At 68.2% G+C, this 26,202-nt stretch carries 22 protein-coding genes, 2 tRNA genes and 1 pseudogene; 19 read left to right on the top strand and 6 right to left on the bottom strand.

Translation table 11 applies throughout. From position 1 onward, the window contains the following. The first annotated feature begins 812 nt into the window (after positions 1-812). The 8 genes from dnaN to ACZ562_RS06090 all read left to right on the top strand — a co-directional run bounded on the left by dnaN (position 813) and on the right by ACZ562_RS06090 (position 10,686). Positions 813-1,943: a DNA polymerase III subunit beta gene (gene dnaN / locus ACZ562_RS06125; protein WP_150945604.1), complete on the top strand. Its 1,131-nt coding sequence runs from the start codon at positions 813-815 to the stop codon at positions 1,941-1,943. A 140-nt stretch (positions 1,944-2,083) separates the two neighbouring features. Further along, the gene (gene gnd, locus ACZ562_RS06120; protein ID WP_471174437.1) at positions 2,084-2,959 is read left to right on the top strand and encodes a phosphogluconate dehydrogenase (NAD(+)-dependent, decarboxylating); all 876 of its coding nucleotides are present in this window, start codon (positions 2,084-2,086) and stop codon (positions 2,957-2,959) included. 52 nt (positions 2,960-3,011) lie between these two features. Then, the gene (gene recF, locus ACZ562_RS06115; RefSeq protein WP_471174436.1) at positions 3,012-4,133 is read left to right on the top strand and encodes a DNA replication/repair protein RecF; all 1,122 of its coding nucleotides are present in this window, start codon (positions 3,012-3,014) and stop codon (positions 4,131-4,133) included. Beyond that, positions 4,130-4,663, top strand: coding sequence for a DciA family protein (locus tag ACZ562_RS06110; protein ID WP_471174435.1), 534 nt, complete (start codon positions 4,130-4,132; stop codon positions 4,661-4,663). The genes recF and ACZ562_RS06110 overlap by 4 nt, the downstream gene beginning before the upstream one ends. Positions 4,664-5,026: 363 nt before the next feature. Beyond that, entirely contained in the window at positions 5,027-7,090 is a 2,064-nt protein-coding gene (gene gyrB / locus ACZ562_RS06105) for a DNA topoisomerase (ATP-hydrolyzing) subunit B (RefSeq protein ID WP_471174434.1), read from the top strand. Between the two features lie 42 nt (positions 7,091-7,132). Then, entirely contained in the window at positions 7,133-9,727 is a 2,595-nt protein-coding gene (gene gyrA, locus ACZ562_RS06100; RefSeq protein ID WP_471174433.1) for a DNA gyrase subunit A, read from the top strand. Positions 9,728-9,745: 18 nt separating this feature from the next. Continuing rightward, on the top strand, positions 9,746-10,486 hold the full coding sequence (locus ACZ562_RS06095; RefSeq protein WP_471174432.1) for a DUF3566 domain-containing protein: 741 nt from the start codon (positions 9,746-9,748) through the stop codon (positions 10,484-10,486). Positions 10,487-10,609: 123 nt separating this feature from the next. Beyond that, positions 10,610-10,686, top strand: a tRNA-Ile gene (locus ACZ562_RS06090). Positions 10,687-10,915: 229 nt separating this feature from the next. Here the strand turns inward: ACZ562_RS06090 and ACZ562_RS06085 are convergent. Beyond that, a complete protein-coding gene (locus tag ACZ562_RS06085; protein ID WP_471174431.1) occupies positions 10,916-11,272 on the bottom strand; it encodes a DUF6344 domain-containing protein in 357 nt (118 codons plus the stop codon). Positions 11,273-11,610: 338 nt separating this feature from the next. On the opposite strand from ACZ562_RS06085, the gene ACZ562_RS06080 reads away from it, so the two are divergent. Together ACZ562_RS06080 and ACZ562_RS06075 are read left to right on the top strand one after the other, a co-directional pair. Beyond that, the gene (locus ACZ562_RS06080) at positions 11,611-11,739 is read left to right on the top strand and encodes a DLW-39 family protein (RefSeq protein ID WP_003999697.1); all 129 of its coding nucleotides are present in this window, start codon (positions 11,611-11,613) and stop codon (positions 11,737-11,739) included. Positions 11,740-11,898: 159 nt separating this feature from the next. Continuing rightward, the gene (locus tag ACZ562_RS06075) at positions 11,899-13,230 is read left to right on the top strand and encodes a hypothetical protein (RefSeq protein WP_471174430.1); all 1,332 of its coding nucleotides are present in this window, start codon (positions 11,899-11,901) and stop codon (positions 13,228-13,230) included. A 148-nt stretch (positions 13,231-13,378) separates the two neighbouring features. Here ACZ562_RS06075 and ACZ562_RS06070 read toward each other — a convergent pair whose 3' ends face one another. Together ACZ562_RS06070 and ACZ562_RS06065 are read right to left on the bottom strand one after the other, a co-directional pair. Further along, positions 13,379-15,055, bottom strand: a complete 1,677-nt coding sequence (locus tag ACZ562_RS06070; protein ID WP_471174429.1) for a serine/threonine-protein kinase — start codon at positions 15,053-15,055, stop codon at positions 13,379-13,381. 192 nt (positions 15,056-15,247) lie between these two features. Then, positions 15,248-15,796 carry a helix-turn-helix domain-containing protein gene (locus ACZ562_RS06065; RefSeq protein ID WP_471174428.1) on the bottom strand — a complete coding sequence of 183 codons (549 nt, stop codon included), beginning with the start codon at positions 15,794-15,796 and terminating at the stop codon, positions 15,248-15,250. Between the two features lie 181 nt (positions 15,797-15,977). Here ACZ562_RS06065 and ACZ562_RS06060 point away from each other — a divergent pair. Beyond that, positions 15,978-16,050, top strand: a tRNA-Ala gene (locus ACZ562_RS06060). A gap of 429 nt (positions 16,051-16,479) precedes the next feature. On the opposite strand, the gene ACZ562_RS06055 is transcribed toward ACZ562_RS06060, so the two are convergent. Further along, positions 16,480-17,181, bottom strand: a complete 702-nt coding sequence (locus ACZ562_RS06055) for a DUF5324 family protein (protein WP_471174427.1) — start codon at positions 17,179-17,181, stop codon at positions 16,480-16,482. A 366-nt stretch (positions 17,182-17,547) separates the two neighbouring features. On the opposite strand from ACZ562_RS06055, the gene ACZ562_RS06050 reads away from it, so the two are divergent. Both ACZ562_RS06050 and ACZ562_RS06045 read left to right on the top strand, forming a co-directional pair. After that, complete coding sequence (locus ACZ562_RS06050) at positions 17,548-18,081, top strand: peptidylprolyl isomerase (RefSeq protein WP_471174426.1); 534 nt, start codon at positions 17,548-17,550, stop codon at positions 18,079-18,081. Between the two features lie 118 nt (positions 18,082-18,199). Further along, positions 18,200-19,111 carry a rhomboid family intramembrane serine protease gene (locus tag ACZ562_RS06045; protein WP_471174425.1) on the top strand — a complete coding sequence of 304 codons (912 nt, stop codon included), beginning with the start codon at positions 18,200-18,202 and terminating at the stop codon, positions 19,109-19,111. A 254-nt stretch (positions 19,112-19,365) separates the two neighbouring features. Here the strand turns inward: ACZ562_RS06045 and crgA are convergent, their stop codons facing one another. Continuing rightward, entirely contained in the window at positions 19,366-19,620 is a 255-nt protein-coding gene (crgA, locus tag ACZ562_RS06040) for a cell division protein CrgA (protein ID WP_471174424.1), read from the bottom strand. A 142-nt stretch (positions 19,621-19,762) separates the two neighbouring features. On the opposite strand from crgA, the gene ACZ562_RS06035 reads away from it, so the two are divergent. From ACZ562_RS06035 to ACZ562_RS06010, 6 genes and pseudogenes are all read left to right on the top strand, one after another. Beyond that, the gene (locus ACZ562_RS06035; RefSeq protein WP_471174423.1) at positions 19,763-20,542 is read left to right on the top strand and encodes a DUF881 domain-containing protein; all 780 of its coding nucleotides are present in this window, start codon (positions 19,763-19,765) and stop codon (positions 20,540-20,542) included. Positions 20,543-20,570: 28 nt separating this feature from the next. After that, positions 20,571-21,260, top strand: coding sequence for a class E sortase (locus ACZ562_RS06030; RefSeq protein ID WP_471174422.1), 690 nt, complete (start codon positions 20,571-20,573; stop codon positions 21,258-21,260). A gap of 4 nt (positions 21,261-21,264) precedes the next feature. Continuing rightward, positions 21,265-21,475, top strand: a pseudogene (locus ACZ562_RS06025) (hypothetical protein). Continuing rightward, positions 21,472-22,110 carry an aminodeoxychorismate/anthranilate synthase component II gene (locus ACZ562_RS06020; protein WP_471174421.1) on the top strand — a complete coding sequence of 213 codons (639 nt, stop codon included), beginning with the start codon at positions 21,472-21,474 and terminating at the stop codon, positions 22,108-22,110. The pseudogene ACZ562_RS06025 and the gene ACZ562_RS06020 overlap by 4 nt, the downstream one beginning before the upstream one ends. Next, positions 22,107-23,129: a class E sortase gene (locus ACZ562_RS06015; protein ID WP_471174420.1), complete on the top strand. Its 1,023-nt coding sequence runs from the start codon at positions 22,107-22,109 to the stop codon at positions 23,127-23,129. The genes ACZ562_RS06020 and ACZ562_RS06015 overlap by 4 nt, the downstream gene beginning before the upstream one ends. Before the next feature lie 12 nt (positions 23,130-23,141). Further along, complete coding sequence (locus ACZ562_RS06010) at positions 23,142-23,897, top strand: class E sortase (RefSeq protein WP_471174419.1); 756 nt, start codon at positions 23,142-23,144, stop codon at positions 23,895-23,897. A 171-nt stretch (positions 23,898-24,068) separates the two neighbouring features. Here the strand turns inward: ACZ562_RS06010 and pknB are convergent, their stop codons facing one another. Then, on the bottom strand, positions 24,069-26,075 hold the full coding sequence (gene pknB / locus ACZ562_RS06005) for a Stk1 family PASTA domain-containing Ser/Thr kinase (protein WP_471174418.1): 2,007 nt from the start codon (positions 26,073-26,075) through the stop codon (positions 24,069-24,071). Positions 26,076-26,202: the final 127 nt, after the last annotated feature.

The raw sequence follows: 26,202 nt of genomic DNA, 5'->3' as shown, positions 1-26,202 counted from the left end.
GGGGGCGCCCTTCGTCGTCCCCCGGGCACCCGGTGTTCGAATGCGTGCCGGGTTACGGCCTCTCTCCACAGATCCGGTGACTTTTTCCCGTCCACATCCTGGGGACTGTGGAGTTGTCCAGACCGTGTCCACAGAGCCGACTGTTGAAAGACCATCAGACCAGGTCAGGTGCTTGTGGATTCGTGGACGAACGATCTCCACAGACTGTGGACGGAGAGATGATCCACAACCTGTGCATCGAGTTGTCCACCGGCAACCCACAGGATCGCGTCGGTTGTCCCCAGCTATCCCCGGCTTCTCCACACCGCTGTCCACTGTTCGGCAACCCTGCGCACCTCCTCACCGTGTCGAGTGAAAGGCGTCACACCAAGGTGCCGGGTTGGGCTGTGGGAAACGTGGGTAAAGCTGGGGACGGCGCTGGGGAGAACTCCCTCGATGCTGTGCACGGAGTGTGCAGAACTTTCCGTTCTCCACAGAGACCCGCAGTTGTCCACCGCTTCCGCCCACAGGGCCCGTGGACAAAATTTCCCTGCTGACCTGCGCAAACGCGGTTATCCACGGTTTCCACAGCCCCTACTACTACTCCCAACTAGAGAGAGCTGGGAATCCGTTTCGAAGGGGGTCCTGTGCACAACTCGCCGTCCGGCTCCCGGCTGCCCCTCGTCACGACTTGACCCCGAGGGGCACCTACTGTCAGTGCGGTGCGTCAGACTGGTCCCGGTGTCCTTCCCTTCACGGGGTCCGGCGACACCGAGACAGACGACGAAGCCAGGCAGGGCGAGAAGCGCCGGCAACAGCAGGAGGCGGCAACAGTGAAGATCCGGGTGGAACGCGACGTACTCGCGGAGGCAGTGGCCTGGGCGGCACGCAGCCTCCCGGCCCGTCCGCCGGCGCCTGTCCTCGCCGGCCTTCTGCTGAAGGCCGAGGACGGCCAGCTGAGCCTGTCCAGCTTCGACTACGAGGTCTCCGCGCGCGTGTCCGTGGAGGCGGAGGTCGAGGAGGAGGGCACCGTCCTCGTCTCCGGCCGCCTCCTCGCGGACATCTCCCGCGCCCTCCCCAACCGTCCGGTGGAGATTTCCACAGACGGTGTACGGGCGACGGTGGTCTGCGGCTCCTCGCGGTTCACACTGCACACCCTGCCTGTGGAGGAGTACCCGGCGCTTCCGCAGATGCCGAACGCCACGGGCACGGTTCCCGGCGAGGTCTTCGCCGCCGCGGCCGCCCAGGTGGCGATCGCCGCGGGCCGTGACGACACGCTGCCGGTCCTCACCGGTGTGCGCATCGAGATCGAGGGCGACACGGTCACGCTGGCCTCCACCGACCGCTACCGCTTCGCGGTCCGCGAGTTCCTGTGGAAGCCGGAGAACCCGGAGGCGTCCGCGGTCGCCCTGGTGCCCGCCAAGACGCTCCTGGACACCGCCAAGGCGCTCACCAGCGGCGACAGCGTCATCCTGGCGCTGTCCGGCTCGGGCGCCGGTGAGGGCCTGATCGGCTTCGAGGGCGCCGGCCGTCGTACGACGACCCGTCTGCTGGAGGGCGACCTCCCGAAGTACCGCACGCTGTTCCCGACGGAGTTCAACTCGGTCGCCGTGATCGAGACCGCCCCCTTCGTGGAGGCCGTCAAGCGAGTGGCGCTGGTCGCCGAGCGGAACACCCCGGTGCGGCTCAGCTTCGAGCAGGGCGTGCTGATCCTGGAGGCCGGTTCCAGCGACGACGCACAGGCTGTGGAAAGGGTTGACGCGCAGCTGGAGGGCGACGACATCTCGATCGCCTTCAACCCGACGTTCCTGCTGGACGGCCTGAGCGCCATCGACTCCCCGGTGGCCCAGCTGTCCTTCACGACGTCCACGAAGCCCGCGCTGCTGAGCGGCAAGCCGGCGGTGGACGCCGAGGCGGACGAGGCCTACAAGTACCTGATCATGCCTGTGCGTCTGAGCGGCTGACGTCTCCTTCAGAGAACCCACAGGTCGGGGCATACGTGTGAGCGCGTATGCCCACAGATGTGCGCGAGCGTCCGGGTTTAGGCTCGGACGCAGGTACGAAAGTGCCGTAACGCCACGTCGCAAAACCTAAGGAACAACTGATGGAGCTCGGTCTCGTCGGCCTCGGCAAGATGGGCGGCAACATGCGCGAGCGGATTCGCCGCGCAGGCCACACCGTCCTCGGATACGACCGCAACCCGGATCTCGCCGATGTCCACAGCCTGGAAGAGCTTGTGGGCAAGCTGAAGGGCCCGCGCGTCGTGTGGGTGATGGTTCCGGCCGGTGCCCCGACCCAGTCGACGATCGACGAGCTGGCGGAGCTGCTGGAGCCCGGCGACGTCGTCGTGGACGGCGGGAACTCGCGCTGGACGGACGACGAGAAGCACGCCGAGGAGCTGGCGGCCAAGGGCATCGGCTTCGTCGACTGCGGTGTCTCCGGCGGTGTCTGGGGCCTGGAGAACGGCTATGCGCTGATGTACGGCGGCGACGCGGAGAACGTGGCCAAGGTGCAGCCGGTCTTCGACGCCCTCAAGCCGGAGGGCGGCTTCGGCTCGGTGCACGCCGGCAAGGTGGGTGCCGGCCACTTCGCGAAGATGGTCCACAACGGCATCGAGTACGCGATGATGCAGGCCTACGCCGAGGGCTGGGAACTCCTGGAGAAGGTCGACTCGGTGACCGATGTCCGTGAGGTCTTCCGTTCCTGGCAGGAGGGCACGGTCATCCGTTCCTGGCTGCTGGACCTCGCGGTGAACGCCCTCGACGAGGACGAGCACCTGGACAGGCTCCGGGGTCATGCACAGGACTCCGGCGAGGGACGCTGGACCGTGGAGGCCGCGATCGACAACGCGGTGCCGCTGCCGGCGATCACCGCGTCGCTGTTCGCGCGGTTCGCGTCCCGCCAGGAGGACTCGCCGCAGATGAAGATGATCGCGGCGCTGCGGAACCAGTTCGGCGGCCACGCGGTCGAGAAGAAGTAGTCCACAGGGCCGCCCGGCGGTCCACAACCCTGGGGGAGGTCGGCGAACGACCATGCACGTCACGCATCTGTCGCTGGCCGACTTCCGCTCGTACGCCCGGGTCGAGGTCCCGCTCGACCCGGGCGTCACGGCCTTCGTGGGCCCGAACGGGCACGGCAAGACGAATCTCGTCGAGGCGGTCGGCTATCTCGCCACGCTCGGCAGTCACCGGGTCTCCTCGGACGCCCCGCTCGTTCGCATGGGCGCCGAGCGGGCGGTGATCCGGGCGCAGGTGAAGCAGGGCGAACGGCAGCAGCTGGTGGAGCTGGAGCTGAACCCCGGCCGGGCCAACCGTGCCCGCATCAACAGGTCCTCGCAGGTCAGACCGCGTGACGTGCTGGGCATCGTACGGACCGTCCTGTTCGCGCCCGAGGATCTTGCCCTGGTCAAGGGTGATCCGGGTGAGCGGCGCCGCTTCCTGGACGAGCTGATCACCGCCCGCTCCCCGCGTATGGCCGGTGTGCGTTCCGACTACGAGCGGGTCCTCAAGCAGCGCAACACGCTCCTGAAGACGGCCGCGCTGGCCCGTCGGCACGGCGGACGTTCCATGGATCTGTCCACGCTCGACGTCTGGGACCAGCATCTCGCGCGCGCGGGCGCCGAGTTGCTCGCCCAGCGCCTGAATCTGATCGCGGCCGTCCAGCCGCTGGCCGACAAGGCGTACGAGCAACTGGCGCCGGGCGGTGGTCCGGTGGCCTTGGAGTACAAGCCGTCGGCGCCTGGTGAGGCGCACACGCGCGAAGATCTCTACGGGCAGCTGATGGCGGCGCTCGCCGATGCCCGTAAGCAGGAGATCGAGCGGGGTGTGACGCTTGTGGGGCCGCATCGGGACGAGCTGCTGCTCAAACTCGGTCAGCTGCCCGCGAAGGGGTACGCGTCGCACGGCGAGTCGTGGTCCTGTGCGCTGGCGTTGCGGCTGGCGTCGTACGACTTGCTGCGGGCCGAGGGGAACGAGCCGGTGCTGGTGCTGGACGACGTCTTCGCCGAGTTGGACAACCGCCGCCGTGAGCGTCTGGCGGAGCTGGTCGCGCCCGGTGAGCAGGTACTGGTGACCGCCGCGGTCGACGACGACGTGCCGCAGGTTCTGGCGGGTGTCCGGTTCGCGGTGTCGGACGGGTCGGTGGAGCGCGTATGAGTACGGACGAGCCGGTTCCCGGGAAGAGCCCTGAGCCCTCCGGTGTCGATCTCGCGCGTGTGGCACTGAGGGCGGCGAAGGAGCAGGCACGCGCGCGTGGGGATGCGGCGCGGCAGAAGAAGCAGGCGCGGCGCGGGGGTCTGCGGTCGGGAGCGCGTGCCGACGGACGTGATCCGATGGCGTTGGGTGCCGCGATCAACCGCCTGATCACGGAGCGCGGCTGGGAGGCCCCGGCCGCGGTGGGCGGTGTCATGGGGCGCTGGCCGCAGATCGTCGGCGAGGACCTGGCCAAGCACTGCGTGCCGGAGACGTACGACGAGGACGAGCGGGTGCTGGTCGTGCGCTGTGACTCGACGGCGTGGGCGACGAATCTGCGGTTGCTGGCTCCGCAGCTGGTCGCGCGCCTGAACGAGGACCTGGGTCATGGCACGGTGACGCTGATCAAGGTGAATGGTCCCGGTGGTCCCGCCCGCCGCTACGGTCCCTTGCGCGCCCCTGGTAGCACGGGCCCCGGTGACACCTACGGGTGACGTACATCACGTCGGCGGCCGCCGTGGAGGGCCGACGGGGGTTCCGTCGTTCGACCGCACACGGTTGTGAATCCCGACCTGACTCCCAAGTAGCCAAGGGTTGACGCTCGGAAGCGCTGAGTGCCGCTGTGAGCCACTTTGAGCCCCGTTCCGTATATGGGGACCCGGCGGAGTCCGGTTGAGGGCGGCACATGCGGACTCAGGTACCGGCAAACCCCCATCACTGTCGGCGCTACCGGTAGACTGGAAGCCAATCCCGCCCCAAACGTGGGGACCGCCCGGGAAAAGCTGAGCAACGCTGATCAAGGCTTACCAACGCAACATGCCGCAGCCGCTCCGGCAACCCGCCGACGAGCCTGGCTCGTGCTGTGCCAGAAAGGGCGCTTCGTGGCCGATTCCGGCAACCCCAACGAGAACATCCCGTCCACAGACGCCGGCGCGAACGGCGAGGTCAACACCTCGTACGACGCCAGCGCCATCACCGTCCTCGAGGGTCTGGACGCGGTCCGCAAGCGACCCGGTATGTACATCGGCTCGACCGGTGAGCGCGGACTCCACCACCTTGTGTACGAGGTGGTGGACAACTCCGTCGACGAGGCGCTGGCCGGTCACGCGGACACCATCGACGTGACGATCCTCGCCGACGGCGGCGTGCGGGTCGTCGACAACGGCCGCGGCATTCCGGTGGGCATCGTCCCCTCCGAGGGCAAGCCGGCCGTCGAGGTCGTGCTGACCGTGCTGCACGCGGGCGGCAAGTTCGGCGGTGGCGGCTACGCGGTCTCCGGTGGTCTGCACGGCGTGGGTGTCTCCGTCGTGAACGCGCTTTCCTCGAAGGTGGCCGTCGAGGTCAGGACGGACGGCCACCGCTGGACGCAGGACTACAAGATGGGCGTGCCGACGGCTCCGCTGGCCAAGCACGAGGCCATCGAGGAGACGGGCACGTCGGTCACCTTCTGGGCCGACGGCGACATCTTCGAGACCACCGAGTACTCCTTCGAGACGCTCTCGCGGCGCTTCCAGGAGATGGCGTTCCTCAACAAGGGTTTGACGATCAAACTCACTGACGAGCGCGAGTCGGCGAAGGCGACGTCCGGGGCGGACGAGGCGGGCGCGGACGAGACGGCCGAGGTCAAGACCGTCACGTACCACTACGACGGCGGCATCGTCGACTTCGTGAAGTACCTCAACTCCCGCAAGGGAGACGCGGTGCACCCGACGGTCATCGACCTCGAGGCCGAGGACAGGGAGAAGAGCCTCTCCCTCGAAGTCGCGATGCAGTGGAACAGCGGCTACAGCGAGGGCGTGTACTCCTTCGCCAACATCATCCACACGCATGAGGGCGGTACGCACGAAGAGGGCTTCCGCGCGGCGCTCACGAACCTGATCAACAAGTACGCGCGCGACAAGAAGCTGCTGCGCGAGAAGGACGACAACCTCACGGGTGACGACATCCGCGAGGGTCTGACCGCGATCATCTCGGTGAAGCTGAGCGAGCCGCAGTTCGAGGGCCAGACGAAGACCAAGCTGGGCAACACGGAGGCGAAGACCTTCGTGCAGAAGGCCGTCTACGAGCACCTCAACGACTGGCTGGACCGCAACCCGAACGAGGCGGCGGACATCGTCCGCAAGGGGATCCAGGCGGCCACGGCGCGCGTGGCGGCCCGCAAGGCCCGTGACCTGACGCGCCGCAAGGGCCTCCTGGAGACCGCCTCGCTGCCGGGCAAGCTCTCCGACTGCCAGTCGAACGACCCCACCAAGTGCGAGATCTTCATCGTCGAGGGTGACTCCGCCGGCGGCTCGGCCAAGTCCGGCCGCAACCCGCAGTACCAGGCGATCCTCCCGATCCGCGGCAAGATCCTCAACGTCGAGAAGGCGCGGATCGACAAGATCCTGCAGAACCAGGAGATCCAGGCTCTGATCTCCGCGTTCGGCACCGGAGTCCACGAGGACTTCGACATCGAGAGGCTGCGGTACCACAAGATCATCCTGATGGCGGACGCCGACGTCGACGGCCAGCACATCAACACCCTGCTGCTCACCTTCCTGTTCCGCTTCATGCGGCCGCTGGTCGAGGCCGGGCACGTGTACCTGTCGCGTCCCCCGCTCTACAAGATCAAGTGGGGCAGGGACGACTTCGAGTACGCGTACTCCGACCGCGAGCGCGACGCGCTGATCGAGCTGGGCAAGCAGGCCGGCAAGCGCATCAGGGACGACTCGGTCCAGCGCTTCAAGGGTCTCGGCGAGATGAACGCCGAGGAGCTGCGCGTGACCACCATGGACCAGGAGCACCGTGTGCTCGGCCAGGTCACGCTCGACGACGCCGCGCAGGCCGACGACCTGTTCTCGGTCCTCATGGGCGAGGACGTCGAGGCGCGCCGCCAGTTCATCCAGCGCAACGCCAAGGACGTCCGCTTCCTCGACATCTGAGTCGGTCTCAGCTGACCGCACCAGGAAGGATCCTCACCAGCAATGGCCGACGAGAACACTCCAGTGACGCCTGAAGAGGGCGGCGAGATCACGCTCCGCGTCGAGCCCGTGGGGCTCGAGACGGAGATGCAGCGCTCCTACCTCGACTACGCGATGTCCGTCATCGTCTCGCGTGCGCTGCCGGACGTCCGGGACGGTCTCAAGCCCGTCCACCGCCGCGTGCTGTACGCCATGTACGACGGCGGCTACCGCCCCGAGCGCGGGTTCTACAAGTGCGCCCGCGTCGTCGGCGACGTCATGGGCAACTACCACCCGCACGGCGACTCCTCGATCTACGACGCGCTGGTCCGCCTCGCGCAGCCGTGGTCGATGCGGATGCCGCTGGTGGACTCCAACGGCAACTTCGGCTCTCCGGGCAACGACCCGGCGGCGGCCATGCGCTACACCGAGTGCAAGATGGCGCCGCTGTCGATGGAGATGGTCCGTGACATCGACGAGGAGACCGTCGACTTCACGGACAACTACGACGGCCGCTCCCAGGAGCCGACCGTCCTGCCGGCCCGCTTCCCGAACCTGCTGATCAACGGCTCGGCCGGTATCGCGGTCGGCATGGCGACCAACATCCCGCCGCACAACCTGCGCGAGGTCGCGGCCGGCGCCCAGTGGTACCTGGAGAACCCGGAGGCCTCGCACGAGGAGCTCCTGGACGCGCTGATCGAGCGGATCAAGGGCCCGGACTTCCCGACCGGCGCCCTGGTGGTCGGCCGCAGGGGCATCGAGGAGGCGTACCGCACGGGCCGCGGCTCGATCACCATGCGTGCGGTCGTCGAGGTCGAGGAGATCCAGAACCGCCAGTGCCTGGTGGTCACCGAGCTGCCCTACCAGGTCAACCCGGACAACCTCGCGCAGAAGATCGCCGACCTGGTGAAGGACGGCAAGATCGGCGGCATCGCCGACGTCCGCGACGAGACGTCCTCCCGTACGGGCCAGCGGCTTGTCATCGTCCTCAAGCGGGACGCGGTCGCCAAGGTCGTACTGAACAACCTCTACAAGCACACCGATCTGCAGACGAACTTCGGCGCCAACATGCTGGCGCTGGTCGACGGCGTGCCGCGCACCCTGTCCCTCGACGCGTTCATCCGCCACTGGGTGACGCACCAGATCGAGGTCGTCGTCCGCCGTACGCGCTTCCGGCTGCGCAAGGCCGAGGAGCGGGCGCACATCCTGCGCGGCCTGCTGAAGGCCCTGGACGCCATCGACGAGGTCATCGCGCTGATCCGGCGCAGCGACACCGTCGAGATCGCGCGCGGGGGCCTGATGAACCTCCTGGAGATCGACGAGATCCAGGCCAACGCCATCCTCGAGATGCAGCTGCGCCGACTCGCCGCCCTGGAACGCCAGAAGATCATCCAGGAACACGACGAACTCCAGGCGAAGATCACCGAGTACAACGAGATCCTCGCCTCCCCGGTCCGCCAGCGCGGCATCGTCAGCCAGGAACTCGCCGCGATCGTCGAGAAGTACGGCGACGACCGCAAGACCATGCTGGTGCCCTACGACGGCGACATGTCCATGGAGGACCTGATCGCCGAGGAGGACATCGTCGTGACGGTCACGCGTGGCGGGTACGTCAAGCGCACCAAGGCCGACGACTACCGCGCCCAGAAGCGCGGCGGCAAGGGCGTGCGCGGCACGAAGCTCAAGGAAGACGACATCGTCGACCACTTCTTCGTGTCGACCACCCATCACTGGCTGCTGTTCTTCACCAACAAGGGCCGGGTGTACCGGGCGAAGGCGTACGAGCTGCCGGACGCCGGCCGTGACGCGCGTGGACAGCACGTCGCGAACCTGCTGGCCTTCCAGCCGGACGAGGCGATCGCCGAGATCCTCGCGATCCGCGACTACGAGGCGGCGCCCTATCTGGTCCTGGCCACCAAGGGCGGCCTGGTCAAGAAGACGCCTCTGAAGGATTACGATTCGCCGCGCTCCGGTGGCGTCATCGCGATCAATCTCCGTGAGACGGAGGACGGTTCCGACGACGAACTGATCGGAGCCGAACTCGTATCGGCCGATGACGATCTGCTTCTGATCAGCAAGAAGGCCCAGTCGATCAGGTTCACCGCCACCGACGAAGCACTGCGTCCCATGGGCCGTGCCACCTCGGGCGTCAAGGGAATGAGCTTCCGCGAGGGCGACCAGCTGCTCTCGATGAATGTTGTTCGACCCGGTACGTTCGTGTTCACTGCCACGGACGGCGGGTACGCGAAGCGCACCGCCGTCGACGAGTACCGCGTTCAGGGTCGCGGCGGCCTCGGCATCAAGGCCGCCAAGATCGTCGAGGACCGCGGGTCGCTCGTCGGCGCGCTGGTGGTCGAGGAGACCGACGAGATCCTCGCCATCACGCTGTCCGGCGGTGTGATTCGCACGCGAGTCAACGAGGTCAGGGAGACGGGCCGTGACACCATGGGCGTCCAACTGATCAACCTGGGCAAGCGCGATGCCGTGGTCGGCATCGCTCGTAACGCCGAGGCGGGACGCGAGGCGGAGGAGGTCGACGGCGGCGTTGCCGTCGACGAGACCGCCGAAGGTGCCGCGATTGCCGGCACGGACGAGGGCGAGGCGCCCTCGACCGAGTAACACGAGGAGTGAGTCATCGTGAGCGGAGCCACGGGCGCCGGATCGACCGGTACGAACACGGACGGCGGCGGCCGTGGCTCCGCTGCGAATACGACGGACTCGCACACGACCAATCTGCAAGCGATCAAGTCACCCGCGACCGACTCCCGCTCGCCCGACACGCATGGATCCCAGGGGGGAACTGTGACGGACACCCGAGGTCCGCAGGCCCAGCGGCCCGCCGCCGGAGCGGGCCAGGCCGCGGCGCCGCAGACGACCTCCCCGCTGCCGGGGGAGCGCCAGCCGCAGCAGTCCGCAGGGCCCTACCACCCGCCGCAGGCCTATCCGGCCCAGGGTGCTCAGGCGAGCGCCGTACGCCGCCCCCGCACCGGTGCGCGCACCACGCCCCGCACCCGCAAGGCACGTCTGCGCGTGGCCAAGGCCGACCCCTGGTCGGTCATGAAGGTCAGCTTCCTGCTCTCCATCGCGCTGGGCATCTGCACGATCGTCGCGGCCGCCGTGCTGTGGATGGTCATGGACGCGATGGGCGTGTTCTCGACGGTCGGCGGCACCATCTCGGAGGCCACCGGCTCCAACGAGTCCAACGGCTTCGACCTGCAGGCCTTCCTGTCGCTCCCGCATGTCCTGATGTTCGCGACGATCATCGCGGTCATCGATGTCGTCCTCGCGACGGCGCTGGCGACCCTCGGCGCGTTCATCTACAACCTCTCGGCGGGCTTCGTCGGCGGCATCGAGCTCACGCTCGCCGAGGACGAGTGACATTAACCGCGACGGCGGTTTCAAACCTTCCCCGTGGTCCCGCGACAACCGATTTTGGGACTGCCCATGTCGTGCGCTAATCTTCAGGAGTCAGCGCGCGGGACACACACCGCAGAGCGCGGCGGGGCTATAGCTCAGTTGGTTAGAGCGCATCCCTGATAAGGATGAGGCCACAGGTTCAAATCCTGTTAGCCCCACCAGCGAAAAGACCCCCGGTCCTCCAGGATCGGGGGTCTTTGACATGTCGAGGTGCAGCATCACCTGCGCCTCACCGCAGGTTCCAATCCCGTTGACCCCACCAGAACGAAGACCCCCGGCCTGGGCCGGGGGTCTTCGTCGTTCTTTCTCGAGGGCGTTGTACGCAAGGTCGCCGTTACGTCGTGGACGTGAGAGAGAAGCCGGGTGGGGCGCCGTGAGGTGCCGCGACTGTCAGCGCTGGAGGGGAGCGGTGGGCTCGTCGGGCGACACGGCGGTGTCGCACAAGGAGTCGGCCGAGGGGGCCGCGTCCGCCGACGGACGGTGGCGGCAGCTGGGGGACTTGCCGTGGGCCTCGGCGCGGATGCGCTGTTTCATCGTGGGGGGCAGGGACCTGGCGTACAACCAGGACCAGAGGGACGTCGTCGGCGCCGTCCTGTGCGCGATGCTGATGCTCTCGCTGTTGCGCGGTGCCTCGGTCTGCGGTACGGCCGCGGCGGCGGCCGGCGTGACGAGTCCGAGCGCCGTGAACAGCGCCAGGAAGGCGGTGACGATGGTGGTCCACAGCTTCATGACCGTGTTCTGGGCCATGGCCCCTCACTTTCGGGTCGGGCGATTTGCGTACTTTCCTCATGATGTGTATGGGGATCGCGAAGTGGTGGACCAACGCCCATGGCGCGTCGATCTTCGGATGAACACCACTCGGATGGGTGCAAGAAGGGAGGAAAACGGAAGAAACGGGAGTAGTGCACTCAAACTCACCGTTCGTGAGGATGTGATCACCCTCTGATCGGAAGGGTGCCGTCCGCTTCTATTGCGGTGTCGCGGAAGGAAGTTGAGGGGCCGACGCAGGTCACCGATCGATATCGGTCGGTGTGTATAGTCGGGCGCCAGAGGTCCCCTACGTCAAGGAAAGACGAGGTCGCGCGGTGAAGAAGCTTCTCCTGGTCGCACTGGCCGCTATCGGCGGGCTCCTCGTGTACCGCCAGATCCAGGCGGATCGCGCCGAGCAGGATCTGTGGACGGAGGCGACTGACTCCGTGCCCACGGGTTCGTGAGTACCGACAACCGAATCTGAACAGACCCCGGCCGTCCTCACGGTCGGGGTTTTGTGTTGGGTGTTTCGGACGCCCGCGCCCATTGCGCGGATGCCGCACGGCTCCGCGGGGCAGGATGGGCCCCGGTCCCACGGTCCGGACAACCACGAGGGGTGGCGCATGATCGGGCGGCGTACGGCGCGGTGGCGCGCGAGGGCATCGTGCGGTCGTCCTTCCGCGCCCGCGCGCGTGGCCGCGGTCGGCGCGGTGCTGTGCGCGGCGGCGGCGCTGCCGGGCCCGGCAGCGTCGGCAGCCGGCACACCGAGCCCCTACGGCTTCGCCGAGGACGCCCGGTCCGTCCGGGGCGCGACGAGCACCACGGACGCCGAAGGCCTGAAGCCCGGCACGACCTACAAAAGCTCCCTCCCGAGCACCGGCAAGCTCTACTACAGCCTCGAACTCGACGACACGTCGACCGCGTACGTCTCCGCCACCGCCGTCCCCCCGGCGGGCACGGCAGTCTCCGCCACCGACGGCATCAGGGTGTCCGTGCAGGACGCCAACGGCAGCTCCTGCTCCTTCGAGAGCGCCACCATCGGCGCGAGCCGCAGCCCGCACCCCATCACCGCCGTGGGCGCGCGCGAGGCCAAACCCACGGGCACCCTCTGCCAGGGCGGCGGCACCTACTACGTAATCGTCGAGCGCGTCGCCAGGACGGGATCCTCGCCGGACGCCTGGGAGCTGGAGCTCACCCCCGTACTGGAGCCGCGCCTCGAGCGCACCGGTCCGACAAGCGCGCCCGAGGCCTGGAACTCGGCCTCACCCGAGCCCCTCACGGGCGGCGCCGCCCGTCGCACGGGCGGCTCGGGCTTCGCCTCGGCGAGACCCCTCGGGCAGGGGATCTGGCGTGACGACATCCGGCCCGGGCAGACCCTCTTCTACAGAGTGCCGGTCGACTGGGGCCAGCAGCTCTACGCCACGGCCGACCTGGGAAGTGCAGCCGGAGACGGTACCGGCTTCGTGCCGGGCGCCCTGGACATGTCGCTGTACAACCCGGTGCGCGACGAGGTCGAGGACGCCGGTGTCAGCTACGACGGCAGCCAGAAGTCGGCCGTCCTGCAACCGCTGCCGCCGGTCGCGTATCCCAACCGCTACGCCGCCGTCGGCCGCGTGAACACGGTGCGGTTCGCCGGCTCGTACTACCTCGTCGTGCACCTCGCGGCGCAGGTCGCCGACACATTCAGCGACGTACCGTTCGGGCTGAAGCTGCGTGTGCGGGTCGAGGGCACGACGAAGGCCGGGCCCGGCTACTCGGGGCGGTCCGCGCCGGAAGGCCTCTTCGGGATCACGGCACAGGACCGGGCGGCGGCATCGGAGGGGCGTGGCGGGGCCGAGGGCGGCGGGGACGCCACGATGAAGCTCGTCGCCGCGGGCGGGATCGGCACCGGCACCGTTCTGCTGGTGGTGCTCGGCGTGTGGACGGCGCTGGGGCGGCGGAGGGCGGGGGCCTGACAGGGCCCAGCCCGTGCCGCCTGGCGGGGCGTGGGCCGGCCGTCCCGGGCCCGGGACGGCCCTGGGACCGGACGCGCCCGGATGCGCGGGCCCGGCCGGGACGGCGACGGGAGGAAGGCCGGACGGGCGGGACGACGGCTGACGCGGGTCACATGCGGACCAGTGCCCAGAACCCGACCGCGTAGCAGAGCAGCGCGAGCAGCAGGAGCGGGACCGCGACCCGGGCCGGAGGGCCGGGACGGCGTGCGGCGCGGCGGCCCGGGCGGCCCGCCCGATGCCGTCGCCGCGGAATCTCCTGCGCCGGGGGTGGAACCCGCGGGACCTGGGCGGTGTACGAAGCGGTAGAGGCATCGGCGCGCCGGTGGGGGGCCGGACTTGGGGCCGGGGCAGGCGACAGGGCCTGGGCGGGGTGGCGCGGAGCGTGAGGTCGGGGGGAGGACAGCACATGCGTGGGGTCGTAGGGGGAGACATGGAGGGAGTGGTCCTGCCCCTGGTCGTGTTCCGGGGCCTGTGGCTGTGGCTGCACCCGCGCCGGCGAGTGCGCCTGTTCCTGTCCCCGGGCGTGAGGCGTCGGTGCGGCGGGCGTCCGAGAGGAGGACACGGTCGCCTGCGGAGGCGGCAGATGGAAGCTTCCGGTGTCCGAAGCGGTGGACGGCTGCGCGGGGACCGAAGGCTCCGGATGGAAGCCCGGCATCGCGGGAGCGTGAGCGGGCGGCGACGGCGTACCCTCCGGCACCGACTGCGGGCCGGTGCCCCACGGACCGGGCGATCCGACGCCTTCGCCCGCGCCCGGCGGCACGGAACCGGTGCCCGGCCCGGCGGCCATGTGGCCGGCGCTCCCGCCGTCAGCCGGCCCAGCGCCCCCCGGCAACGACGGCGACCCACCCGCCGACCTGGAAGCTCCCGCGCCAGGCCCCGCCTGCGCATCCACTCCCCGCCCAGGTTTGAGCGGGCCGTCCGGGCCGAACCCCGGTGGCAGTGGGCCGAGTTGGTCGAAGATCTCGATCAGCTCGTCGTCGGGGCCCGGATCCGGCAGGAGTCCGTGAACCGCGGCGAGCGCCTTGCGCGCCCCCGTGGCCGTGCGGAACCGCGCCTGAGGATCCGGCTCCAACAGCGACGCCACAACCTGCCACAGCGGCTCGGGAACGCCCTTGGGCGCACTCGGAGTTCCGTGCTCCGCGAAGTACTGGATGATCGCCTTGGCGTCCGGCTTCGCGCCCTCCAGCAGATACAACGCCACCAGTCCCACGGCGAACAGGTCCGCGGGGAAGTCCGGTTCCGCACCCATCATCTGCTCGGGCGCCAGATAACCCGGCGTCCCCACCACGAGGTTGGTCTCGGTCAGACGCGGCTCACCCAGCCGCATCGCGATGCCGAAGTCGGACAGCCGCAACCGCGGCCGATTCGTGCCCGTGGCCTCCAGCAGCACATTGGCGGGCTTGATGTCGCGGTGCACGACACCTTCCGCGTGCACCGCGGCCAGCCCCGCCAGAAGCTGGTCGAGCAGCGTGCAGACGAACGCCGGCGGAAGCGGGCCGTAGTCCCCGATCAGATGGACCAGCGAACCGCCGGCGACCAGGTCCATGGTGAACAGGACCTTGTCGTCGTCTGCGGCCCAGCTGGCGGGCGCAAGCACATGGGGGTGATCGATCCGCAGCGCCTGCTCGCGGACGAACCGCAACAGCGAGTGCGCGTCACTCTGCTGCAGGACCTTGGCCGCCACGTAACGGCGGCGGCGGTGGTCCCAGGCACGCCATACGGCGCCGACTCCTCCACGCCCGATCGGGTCGGCCAGTTCGTACCGGCCGGCGAAGACCTCACCCATGGCTGTACGCCACTCCTCCCCCTTCGGCTACCCCCTTGCTTCCCCCGGACGAGCGATACGACCCCCCGCGCCGCCTTCCCGTGCGGGACACACCCCCGCGTGTCCCGCACGGAGAGGGGACGCGCCCCCCTCGCGCCCCTCCCCGGCCGCGGGCCCGGCCGCCGAACCCCCTTCGGCGACCCGCCCGTTGGCTCAGCTCTGGTGGGACTGGTAGTGCGAGACCGCGTCCGAAGTCCGGCCCGCGCCGTACACCCGGAGGAACTCTGCCAGTTCCGGATAGGTCGGGGCGAGGGTGTCCGCCGCGTCGATGATGTCCCCCGCCGCCGCCACCGAACGCAGCAGCGACTGGATCTCGCGGACCACGCGCTTGACGGTGGGCGCCCCCGAACTGCTCGTCGTCTGCGTCGTGTTGCTGAGCACCGAGCCCCCCTGGGACTTCTTGATCTCGTCCATGCGCTCGGTCGCCTCCGCCGCGCTCACGCTGCCGTCCGCGACCTGCCCGGCGAGGTCCTGCAGCAGCTGCACCCGCTGCACCACAGCGGGATTGCCGATCTTCGCCCGCTGGCCGCTCATCAGCTGCGACAGCATCGGTGCCGACAGGCCGAGTACCCCCGCGAGACGAGCCTGGTTGAGCCCAAGATCGTCTATGAGCTTACGGAAGAGCGCCCCCAGCGGCTCCCCGTACCAGTTCCGCTGCAGTTCCCGCGCTCTCGCGGTCGCTTCCTGCTGTGCGGCGTCCATTGCGTCTCCCCATCGCTTCCCCAAGTACTGTGGTTCGCTGTAGCGAACCACGCCGAGCATCTTACGGAGAGTGGTCGTTCATCGGGACCCCCAATCTTTTTGCGAGATACCCGGGGCGACCCGGTACTCTGGTCTGCGGCGCCCGACGGTATGCGGTTCACCGGTCGGACGCTCCTCTTCCGGGGCCTTAGCTCAGTTGGTAGAGCGCTGTCTTTGCATGGCAGATGTCAGGGGTTCGACTCCCCTAGGCTCCACACCTCGGACCGGCCAGGTGCCCTCAACGGGCCCCTGGCCGGTTTTCTGCATCCACCGGACACCCCGACGTGACGTGCGTCACTCGACATGAATCACGGGCGAGGATGGGCGTTGCAGGTATTTGCGCAAATATCTACGGCAAGAGTCTGCGGCGGGGCGACGGCACGGCTGTCCGCCGAATCAGGAGGCCCCCCAACGCCAGGCGGAGACCTTGCGTGAGCTGGCCCTTACCGCGTTGGGTGACTACAAAGACACACTCTGTGACGGAATCCTGCACGGAATCCACACGCTCCATCAGTTGCAAACGTCATCGTGGATGAGTGTGTAAGGGGCCCGTCGGTTCCACGTGAAACGTCGCCGTGGGTCCGGAGACACCAAGTCTCCTGACCCACGGCGACGTTGAACAGATCGGGCGAGGCCCGATGGTGTCACGGGCGCTCGTCGCGGTCCGTGGCCTCCTCCTCGGCCTCCTTGGCCTGTACCTCGGGATCGAGAACGGACTGACCACTGCCGTCCACCGACGTCAGCCCACCCGACTCGGGCACCTCCGTCGCGGCAGGCGGCTCGACCAGCCAGTCCGGGTTGGCCTGCTTGTCCCACCACTTCCAGGCGGCGAAGGCGCCACCCGCAAGAACCCCCAGAAACGCCATCCCCCTCGCAAGACGACCGGCCCGCGCCCGCCGCTCATGCTTGCGGACCAGCTTCTGGATCTCCTTCGCGGAGACCTGGCCACGCAGCGCGGCCAACGCCGCGGCGGATCGCGCGGCGGCCTCCTCCTTCACGGGCCCGGCCGCGGCCACCGCCTGCTCGATCCTCGGCCGGGAGTAGTCGGCGGCCAGCCGGGCAGCCTTCCGGGTACGGGCGGCAGCCTCATGGGCGGCCTGATCGACCTTCGGCGGCACATGCGTACGGGCCAGCTCCAGGCGCGGCACTAGAAGCGTGTCGTACTGGACGCGGGCCTGCTCGGCGGCCAGCGACACCTTCGGCGCGAGCCGTACGCGCGCCTCGTGTGCGTAGTGCGCGGCCCTGTCCTTGGCCGTGTCGGCGTAGGGCGCCACCGCTTCCGCGGCGTGCAGCACGCTGTCCTTCGCCGAGCCGGTCGCGGCGCGCACGCTGTCGATGCGGGTCACGGGCTTCCTCCTCCTCGGTGGCGTACGGTATTTCGACTTTCCACCCTTTTGCGGATCATGCCTGCCAACGAGCCCCGGGGCATGTTAGGGCGGGCATCCGGGTCATGCAGCATGACGCCGGACCATCTCCGATCAAGAACTCCTCAAGAACCGATCAAAGTGCAATAGCGGATGAATACGGGTCAACAAGAGCTTGTCGTCGACAATGCCACGGATCGCCGCCCCGCGCCCCCGGCCCGGGACTACTCGACCGGCTTTTCTGCACCCGAACCCCCCGAACCGCCGCCCCCGCCTGGATGCCGGGCGACGCACAGCCCGAACCGTGCAAGGATCGGAGGGGCACAAGAAGACAACGGAAGGCAGATCGTGGCCGAGCAGCTTTACGCCACCCTGAAGACCAACCACGGCGACATCGAAGTCCGGCTCCTGCCGAACCACGCCCCCAAGACGGTCCGGAACTTCGTCGAACTCGCCCAGGGCGAGCGCGAATGGACCCACCCGGCCACCGGCGAGAAGTCCACCAAGAAGCTTTATGACGGCACCATCTTCCACCGCGTCATCAGCGGCTTCATGATCCAGGGCGGCGACCCCCTGGGGACCGGCATCGGCGGCCCCGGCTACGAGTTCGAGGACGAGTTCCACCCCGACCTCTCCTTCAACAAGCCCTACCTGCTCGCCATGGCCAACGCCGGCCCCGGCACCAACGGCTCGCAGTTCTTCATCACCGTCTCCCCGACGGCCTGGCTGAACCGCAAGCACAGCATCTTCGGCGAAATCACCGACCCCGCCAGCCAGAAGATCGTGGACACCATCGCCACCGTCCCCACCACCCGCCCCAACGACCGTCCGGTCAACGACGTCGTCATCGAGTCGGTGGTCATCGAGACCCGCACGAGCTGAGACACCGCCCTCCCACGGCCGATCCCTCACGGACCGCGCCCGAAGGGAACCATTCGCCCCGCTCGTCCGTAAGGATGAGCGGGGCGGGGCATGTGCGGACGACGACTTAGGGGACCTCATGGACCAGGCGCCAGGCAGCCCGCAGGGCCCGGAAGATCACAGCACCCGGCCCGCTCACAACCTGCCCGGCTGCTACCGCCACCCGGACCGCGAAACCGGCATCCGCTGCACCCGCTGCGACCGCCCGATCTGCCCGGAATGCATGGTCAGCGCCTCCGTCGGCTTCCAGTGCCCCGACTGCGTCCGCGGCACCTCCGGCACCGGACCCGCCCCCACCGCGGCCAGCCCCCGCACCATCGCCGGCGGCACCGTCACCGCCGACCCCCGCCTCCTCACCAAAATCCTCATCGGGATCAACGTCGCGGTCTTCATCGCCGTCCACGTACGCACATCGCTGCTGAACGACCTGGTCCTCCTCGGCGCATGGCCACCGGCACCGTTCACACCCACCGAGGGCGTCGCGGGCGGCGAGTGGTACCGCATGGTGACCTCGATGTTCACCCACCAGGAAATCTGGCACATCGCGTTCAACATGCTGAGCCTGTGGTGGCTCGGCGGACCCCTCGAAGCAGCCCTCGGCCGCGCCCGCTACCTCACCCTCTACCTGGTCTCGGGCCTCGCCGGCAGCGCGCTCGCCTATCTGCTCACCTCCCCCACCACCGCCACCCTCGGAGCCTCCGGCGCCGTCTTCGGCCTGTTCGGCGCCACTGCCGTCCTCATGCGCCGGCTCAACTACGACATGCGGCCGATCATCGCCCTGCTGGTGATCAACCTGATCTTCACCTTCAACCCCGGCTTCAACATCTCCTGGCAGGCCCACATCGGCGGCCTCGTCGCCGGCGTAGTGACCGGTTACGCCATGGTCCACGCCCCGCGCGAACGAAGGGCACTGATCCAGTACGGCACCTGCGCCCTGGTGCTCGCTGTGGTCGTGGGCATGACCGTGCTGAGAACCGCACAGCTCACCTGAGCAGGCGTTTTCCACAGCGTGTGGCGGATCTTGTGCATACCGTGCGGGAACAGGTGTGCCCCCTGACACCGACCCGTGTCTCCGCAGGTCAGGCAGGGGGCGAACAGGCTTTCGGTTGCCGGTCAGTCAGTCACACTGGCGTCAACGCTTGATGGGTTATCCACAGATCGTCTTTCTTTTCCCCATGTGGAAAACCGCTGTGGATAACTCAGTGGATAGCCCTGGGCAGAGGTATGTTCACCGCCCCGTGGCGCCTACTTCCACTGCGTCGAGACGCCGAATCCGGCCGCGATGAAGCCGAAGCCGACCACGATGTTCCAGTTGTCCAGCTTGTCGATCGGCAGCGAACCGTCCGTCACATAGAAGACGACGATCCAGGCCAGGCCGACCAGGAACATGGCCAGCATCACGGGCGCGACCCAGGCGCGGCTGTTCAGCTTGATCGTGGTCGCCTGCTTCGCGGGCGGCGGCGTGTAGTCGGCCTTCTTGCGGATACGTGACTTCGGCACGAGGGTCTCTCCTGTCGATGCGCTGCGTGGCCGCGCAGGGAACTGGCGTGGGCTCCGGGGCAGCGTACAAGGGGACACTGAGTGCTCCCCCGGGCGTCCGTTAGCGTAGTGCTTCCGCGGCGCCGAAGGAGATAAGGGTACGTTGAGCAATTCTGCCGACTCCCCCGGGACGGGTTCCAGTCCTGCCCCGGTGCGCCGCTTCCGCCCGGTGCGGGTGCTCACGGTGGGCGTCTTCGCTCTCGCGGGGCTCATTTTCTTCACCAGCTTCAATACTGCCAAGGGCACCAATATCCGTACGGATGCGTCGCTTCTGAAGCTGTCGGACCTCATCCAGGAGCGCAGCCGCAAGAACGGAGAGCTCGAGGAGTCCAACGGGTCATTGCGCAGTGATGTCGAGTCGCTCGCCGAGCGTGACGACGGCAGTACGAAGGCCGAGGACGACAAGCTGGCGGGCCTGGAGAAGAGTGCGGGTACGCAGAAGCTCAGCGGTGAGGCGGTCACGGTGACGCTCAATGACGCCCCGCCGGACGCCACCGCGAAGCTCCCGGGTTATCCGGAGCCGCAGCCGGACTACCTGGTGATTCACCAGCAGGACCTGCAGGCGGTGGTGAACGCTCTGTGGAAGGGCGGCGCCAAGGGCATCAAGGTCATGGACCAGCGGCTGATCTCCACGAGCGCCGTGCGTTGTGTGGGCAACACGCTGATCCTGCAGGGCCGGGTCTACTCACCGCCGTACAAGATCACGGCGGTCGGTGATCCGGGCAGGTTGCAGAAGGCGCTGGCGGAGAGTCCCGCGATTCAGAACTACATGGTGTACGTCAACGTCTATGGGCTCGGCTGGAAAGTCGAGGAGGACGGGGCGGTGACTCTTCCCGGCTACTCGGGCACTGTAAATCTGCAGTACGCCGAACCCGTCGACTAGGTCGTGTGAGCCCTTGGGGGAGTTGCCGGTGCGCGTGGTGGTCAGGACCGTCAGCGAACTGTGCATCACCGTCGGCACCCTGATCGTGTTGTTCGTGGTGTACGTGCTGTTCTGGACGGGTGTACGGGCCGATGGGGCCATGCAGCACCAGATCGACCTGCTGCAGGACCAGTGGGCGAGGAGCAGCGTGCGGCCGTCGACGTCCGCGGGGAGTGCTGCTGCCGGTCCCGAGGAGCCGGCACCCTACAAGTACGGCAGGCCTTTCGCGATCATGTACATTCCGCGGCTTGGTTTCACGTGGAACAAGCCGGTACTCGAAGGCGCGGGCACGGGGGTCCTGAAGAACGGGCTGGGGCATTACGTGCGCAGCGCGCAGCTGGGGCAGGAGGGCAACTTCGCGGTTGCCGGTCACCGCCGTACATATGGTGATCCGTTCAAGGATTTTCCGAAGCTGCGTCAAGGGGATGCGGTGGTCCTGACGGACGGGTTGACCTGGTTCACGTATCGGATCGACAAAGGGCCTTACAGAACAGTGCCGTCGGATGTCGAGGTGATCGACCCTGTGCCACGTAAGTCGGGGTATACGCGTGCGGGGCGGTATCTGACGCTGACGACGTGCGATCCGGAGTGGGGGCACAGTCACCGGTTGATCGTCTGGGCGCATCTGGACTCGACACAGCCTGTGGAGGCCGGGGAACCTGGGGCTCTGCGCCGTTAGTCTGGTGCGGTACGGCGTGCGTCTGGTGCCGTGGTGCGATGGAAAGGGACGGCATGTACGGCTGGATCTGGCGGCATCTGCCGGGGAACGCGTTGGTGAAGGCGTTCATCTCGCTCGTGTTGATCGTGGCCGTGGTCTACGGCCTGTTCCAGTACGTGTTTCCGTGGGCCGAACCGCTGCTTCCCTTCAACGATGTGACGGTGGACAACCAGTGAGTGCGCGGATTCTCGTCGTCGACAACTACGACAGCTTCGTTTTCAACCTGGTCCAGTACCTGTATCAGCTGGGTGCCGAGTGCGAGGTGCTGCGCAACGACGAGGTGTCGACGGCGCATGCGCAGGACGGTTTCGACGGTGTGCTGCTGTCGCCGGGGCCGGGTACGCCGGAGGAGGCGGGTGTCTGCATCGAGATGGTGCGGCACTGTGCGGCGACCGGGGTGCCGGTGTTCGGCGTGTGTCTGGGGATGCAGTCGATGCAGGTGGCGTACGGGGGTGTGGTGGACCGGGCACCGGAGCTGCTGCACGGCAAGACGTCCCTGGTCGAGCACGAGGGCAGGGGTGTTTTCGCGGGTCTGCCGTCGCCGTTCACGGCGACGCGCTATCACTCGCTCGCGGCGGAGCCGGCCACGGTGCCGGGCGAGCTGGAGGTCACGGCGCGTACGCACGACGGGATCATCATGGGGCTGCGCCACCGTGAACTGCGGGTCGAGGGTGTGCAGTTCCATCCTGAGTCGGTGCTGACCGAGCACGGGCACCGGATGCTGGCCAACTGGCTGGTGGAGTGCGGTGACCAGGGTGCGGTGGCGAGGTCGGCGGGGCTTGCCCCGGTGGTGGGCAGGGCCAGGGCGTGACCGCGCTGCGCCCCGAGCGCGAGGAGTCGTACGGCGGCGCGTCGTATGAGTCCTACGGCTCGGTGCCGTACGAACCGCCGGTCGACGACGAGACGGTGGCGCTGCGGATTCCCGAGCCGCCCACGCGGACGGCCGGCGGCTCCAGATCGGCCTCTGGCGCCTCATCAGTCTCATCTGCCACGGGAGTTGCCCCGGGTGGTCGTGCGGCCCGCAGAAAGGCCGCCAAGCGCCGCCACGGGCGTCATGGCGGTGCGCCTGAGGCGTCGCGTGCGGCCTCGCGGGAGGAGGGCCGGTCCGGCGCGCCGTTGTCGCGTGTGGAGGCACGGCGGCAGGCGCGGGCGCGCAAGCCGGGTGCGGCGGTGGTCGCGAGCCGGGCGATCGGTGAGGTGTTCATCACCACCGGTGTGCTGATGCTGCTGTTCGTGACCTACCAGTTGTGGTGGACGAACGTGCGGGCGCATGCGCAGGCGGACAAGGAGACGAGCAGCCTCCAGGACGACTGGGCGAGCGGCAAGGGTGCCCCGGGTGAGTTCGAGCCGGGGCAGGGCTTCGCCATACTGCACATACCGAAGCTGGACGTGGTGGTGCCGATCGCCGAGGGCGTCAGCAACAAGAAGGTGCTGGACCGCGGCATGGTGGGCCATTACGGCGAGGGTGAGCTGAAGACGGCGATGCCCGATGCGAAGACGGGGAACTTCGCGCTCGCGGGTCATCGCAACACGCACGGTGAGCCGTTCCGGTACATCAACAAGCTTCAGCAGGGTGACGCGATCGTCGTGGAGACGCAGGACGAGTACTACGTCTACAAGATGGCGTCGATGCTGCCGGTGACGGCCCCGAGCAACACGAGCGTCATCGACCCCGTCCCGAAGGGGTCCGGTTTCACCGCGCCTGGCCGCTACATCACCCTTACGACGTGTACACCGGAGTTCACCAGTAAGTACCGGTTGATCGTCTGGGGCAAGATGGTCGAGGAACGGCCGCGCAGCAAGGGAAAGCCGGATGCGCTCGTCGAGTAAGGGCAGATGAACGTGGCAGCGACCACCGACGACACTGAGCACGAAGAGCACATCGACGATCCCGAGTCCCCGCCGCCCGCGTCGCGGCGCCGCGGTATGGGCCGGATCGCGTTCGCGGTGAGCGTCTTCGGTGAGCTCCTCATCACCGCGGGCCTGGTCCTGGGTCTGTTCGTCGTCTACTCGCTGTGGTGGACGAACGTCCTCGCCGACCGCAAGGCGGACCGGGAGGGCGACAAGGTCCGCGACAACTGGGCCCAGGACACGGGACCGGGTGCGCTGGACACGGGGAACGGCATCGGCTTTCTGCACGTGCCCGCGATGAGTAACGGCGAGGTGCTGGTCGAGAAGGGTACGTCGGCGGAGATCCTCAACGACGGCGTCGCCGGCTACTACACGGACCCCGTCAAGGCCACGCTGCCGACCGCCGGCAAGAAGGGCAACTTCACGCTCGCCGCGCACCGGGACGGTCACGGTGCGAAGTTCCACAACATCGACCGGCTGCGGGTGGGCGACCCGATCGTCTTCGAGACGAAGGACAAGTGGTACGTCTACAAGGTCTACGGCGTCCTGTCCGAGACGTCGAAGTACAACGTCAACGTGCTGTCGGCGGTCCCGGAGGAGTCGGGGAAGAAGAAGGCCGGCCACTACATCACGCTGACGACGTGCACGCCGGTGTTCACGTCGGAGTACCGGTATGTGGTGTGGGGGGAGCTGGTGCGGGTGGACGACGTCGACAGCGCGCGGACCGTGCCGCGGGAGCTGCGCTGAGCTGACTGGGTCCTGCTGTTCCCGCAGGCCGGGGCGGGCGGGATTTTCCACAGGCTGTGTGCGGGCCGTGTACGCCACCGCCCTCGCCGTGGTCACCCGCATCCCGTACGGCAGAGCCCCGACCCCCTGTGACCAGGGAGCCGGGGCTCTGCCGTGATGCCGTCGGAGGGGTCAGTTCTCCGTGCGGGCTGCCGTTCCGGTGACACCGCCGAAGATGGTGCCGCCGTCGTTGCCGCCGTTGTTGCCGTTGCCTCCCTGGGCCACGGTGACCACGTCGACGGTGGTGCCCTGGTCGACCTGGGTGCCTTGGCCCGGGTTGGAGTTGAAGACGATGGAGTTGTCGTCCTGGGAGCCGGTGACGTTGCCGAGCTGGAGGCCCGCCTGCTGGAGGAGTTTCCTGGCGTCCTTGAGTGTCTGGCCCTGGAGGTTCGGGACCGCCACCTGGCTCTTGGCCTTGCCGATCTGGATGTTGACCGAGGAGTTCTTGTCGGCCTGGGTACCGGCCGGCGGCGTGGTCTGGATGACCTTGCCGACCTGGTTCTGGTCGTCGGTCTCCACCTCGGTGCAGTTGCCGACCAGCTCGTTGGCCGTCATCTGTGCCTTGGCCTCGTCACAGGTCTTGCCGAGGACGTCCGGGACGGTGGCCTTCTCCTCGGCCTTGGCGATGGTGAGGGTGATCGTCGATCCCTTCTCCACCTCCTCGCCCTTGATCGGGTCCTGGTCCAGAACGGTGTTCGGGTCGTCCGAGGAGGATTCCCGCGTCTCCGTCTTGATGTTGAACTGGTAGTCGTCGCCCTCGAGCTTCGAGGTGGCCTCGTCGAGGGACAGGCCGATCACGCTCGGCACGGTCACCTTCGGCGCCCCGGTCGAGATCGTCAGGTTGACGATCGAGTTCTTCTTGACCTTGGTATTGGGTTTCGGGTCCTGGTCGCAGATCTTGCCCTTGCTCTGGTCCTCGCAGGGCTTCGGCGTGAACTGCAGCTCCAGTTCCGCGTTGGTGGCCAGCCGTTTGGCCTCGATCCTGGTCTGGCCCTGGAAGTCCGGTACGGGGGTCATGTCGTTGGCCGCCCCGCCCCCGCCGAAGATCCACTTGCCGATGAGGATCGCGCCCACGAGCACTAGGACGCCCGCCACGACCAGCAGGATCGTCGAGGTGTTCGACTTCTTCTGGCGGCGCCGGTCGGGGCGGTCGTCGTAGCCGTAGCCGCCGTCGTCCGGGTTCATGGGGGGCAGCATCGACGTGGCGCCGGCGTCCGTGGCGCGCAGGGCCGTGGTCGGCTGGTCGTCCGGGTAGCCGCCGTAGCCGACCGAGCCCATCGCCGCCGTCGCCGCGACCGGCTGGCCGTCGAGGCAGGCCTCGATGTCGGCGCGCATCTCGTCGGCGGACTGGTAGCGGTAGTTCGGGTCCTTGGTGAGGGCCTTCAGGACGATCGCGTCCATCTCGGGCGTGATCTCGGCATCGAAGACGCTCGGCGGCTGTGGCTCCTCGCGCACGTGCTGGTACGCGACCGCGACGGGGGAGTCGCCGACGAACGGCGGGCGGACCGTCAGGAGCTCGTAGAGCAGGCAGCCGGTCGAGTACAGGTCGGAGCGGGCATCGACCTGCTCGCCCTTCGCCTGTTCCGGCGAGAGGTACTGGGCGGTGCCGATGACCGCGGCGGTCTGCGTCATCGTCATGCCGGCGTCGCCCATGGCGCGGGCGATGCCGAAGTCCATCACCTTGACCTGGCCGTTGCGCGTCAGCATGACGTTGGCGGGCTTGATGTCGCGGTGCACGATGCCGCTGCGGTGGGCGTACTCGAGGCCCTGGAGGATGCCGATGGTCATCTCCATGGCGCGCTCCGGCAGCAGCTTGCGGCCGCTGTGCAGGAGCTCACGGAGCGTGGAGCCGTCGACGTACTCCATGACGATGTACGGGATCGAGACCCCGTCGATGTAGTCCTCGCCCGTGTCGTAGACCGCGACGATCGCGGGATGGTTGAGCGAGGCGGCCGACTGGGCCTCCCGGCGGAACCGGGCCTGGAAGGACGGGTCGCGCGCGAGGTCCGCGCGCAGCGTCTTCACCGCCACGGTGCGGCCGAGGCGGGTGTCATGCGCGAGGTAGACCTCCGCCATGCCACCACGGCCGAGCACATGGCCCAGTTCGTACCGGCCGCCGAGGCGACGCGGCTCTTCCATAGCTACCTACCAGCCCTCTCCGTCGGTCCCGGCCGGCGCGTGTGTGCGCGGCCGGAGGCTGCCGTCCGGGCATACCGTACCCGGCTCGTCGTGTGTGACCTGGCCAAGCCCGTCACCCGATACAGGA

Source organism: Streptomyces sp. NPDC040410 (genome assembly GCF_055595715.1).
The sequence above is the reverse complement of the archived record's forward strand: the minus strand, read 5'-3'. Positions and strand labels throughout refer to the sequence as shown.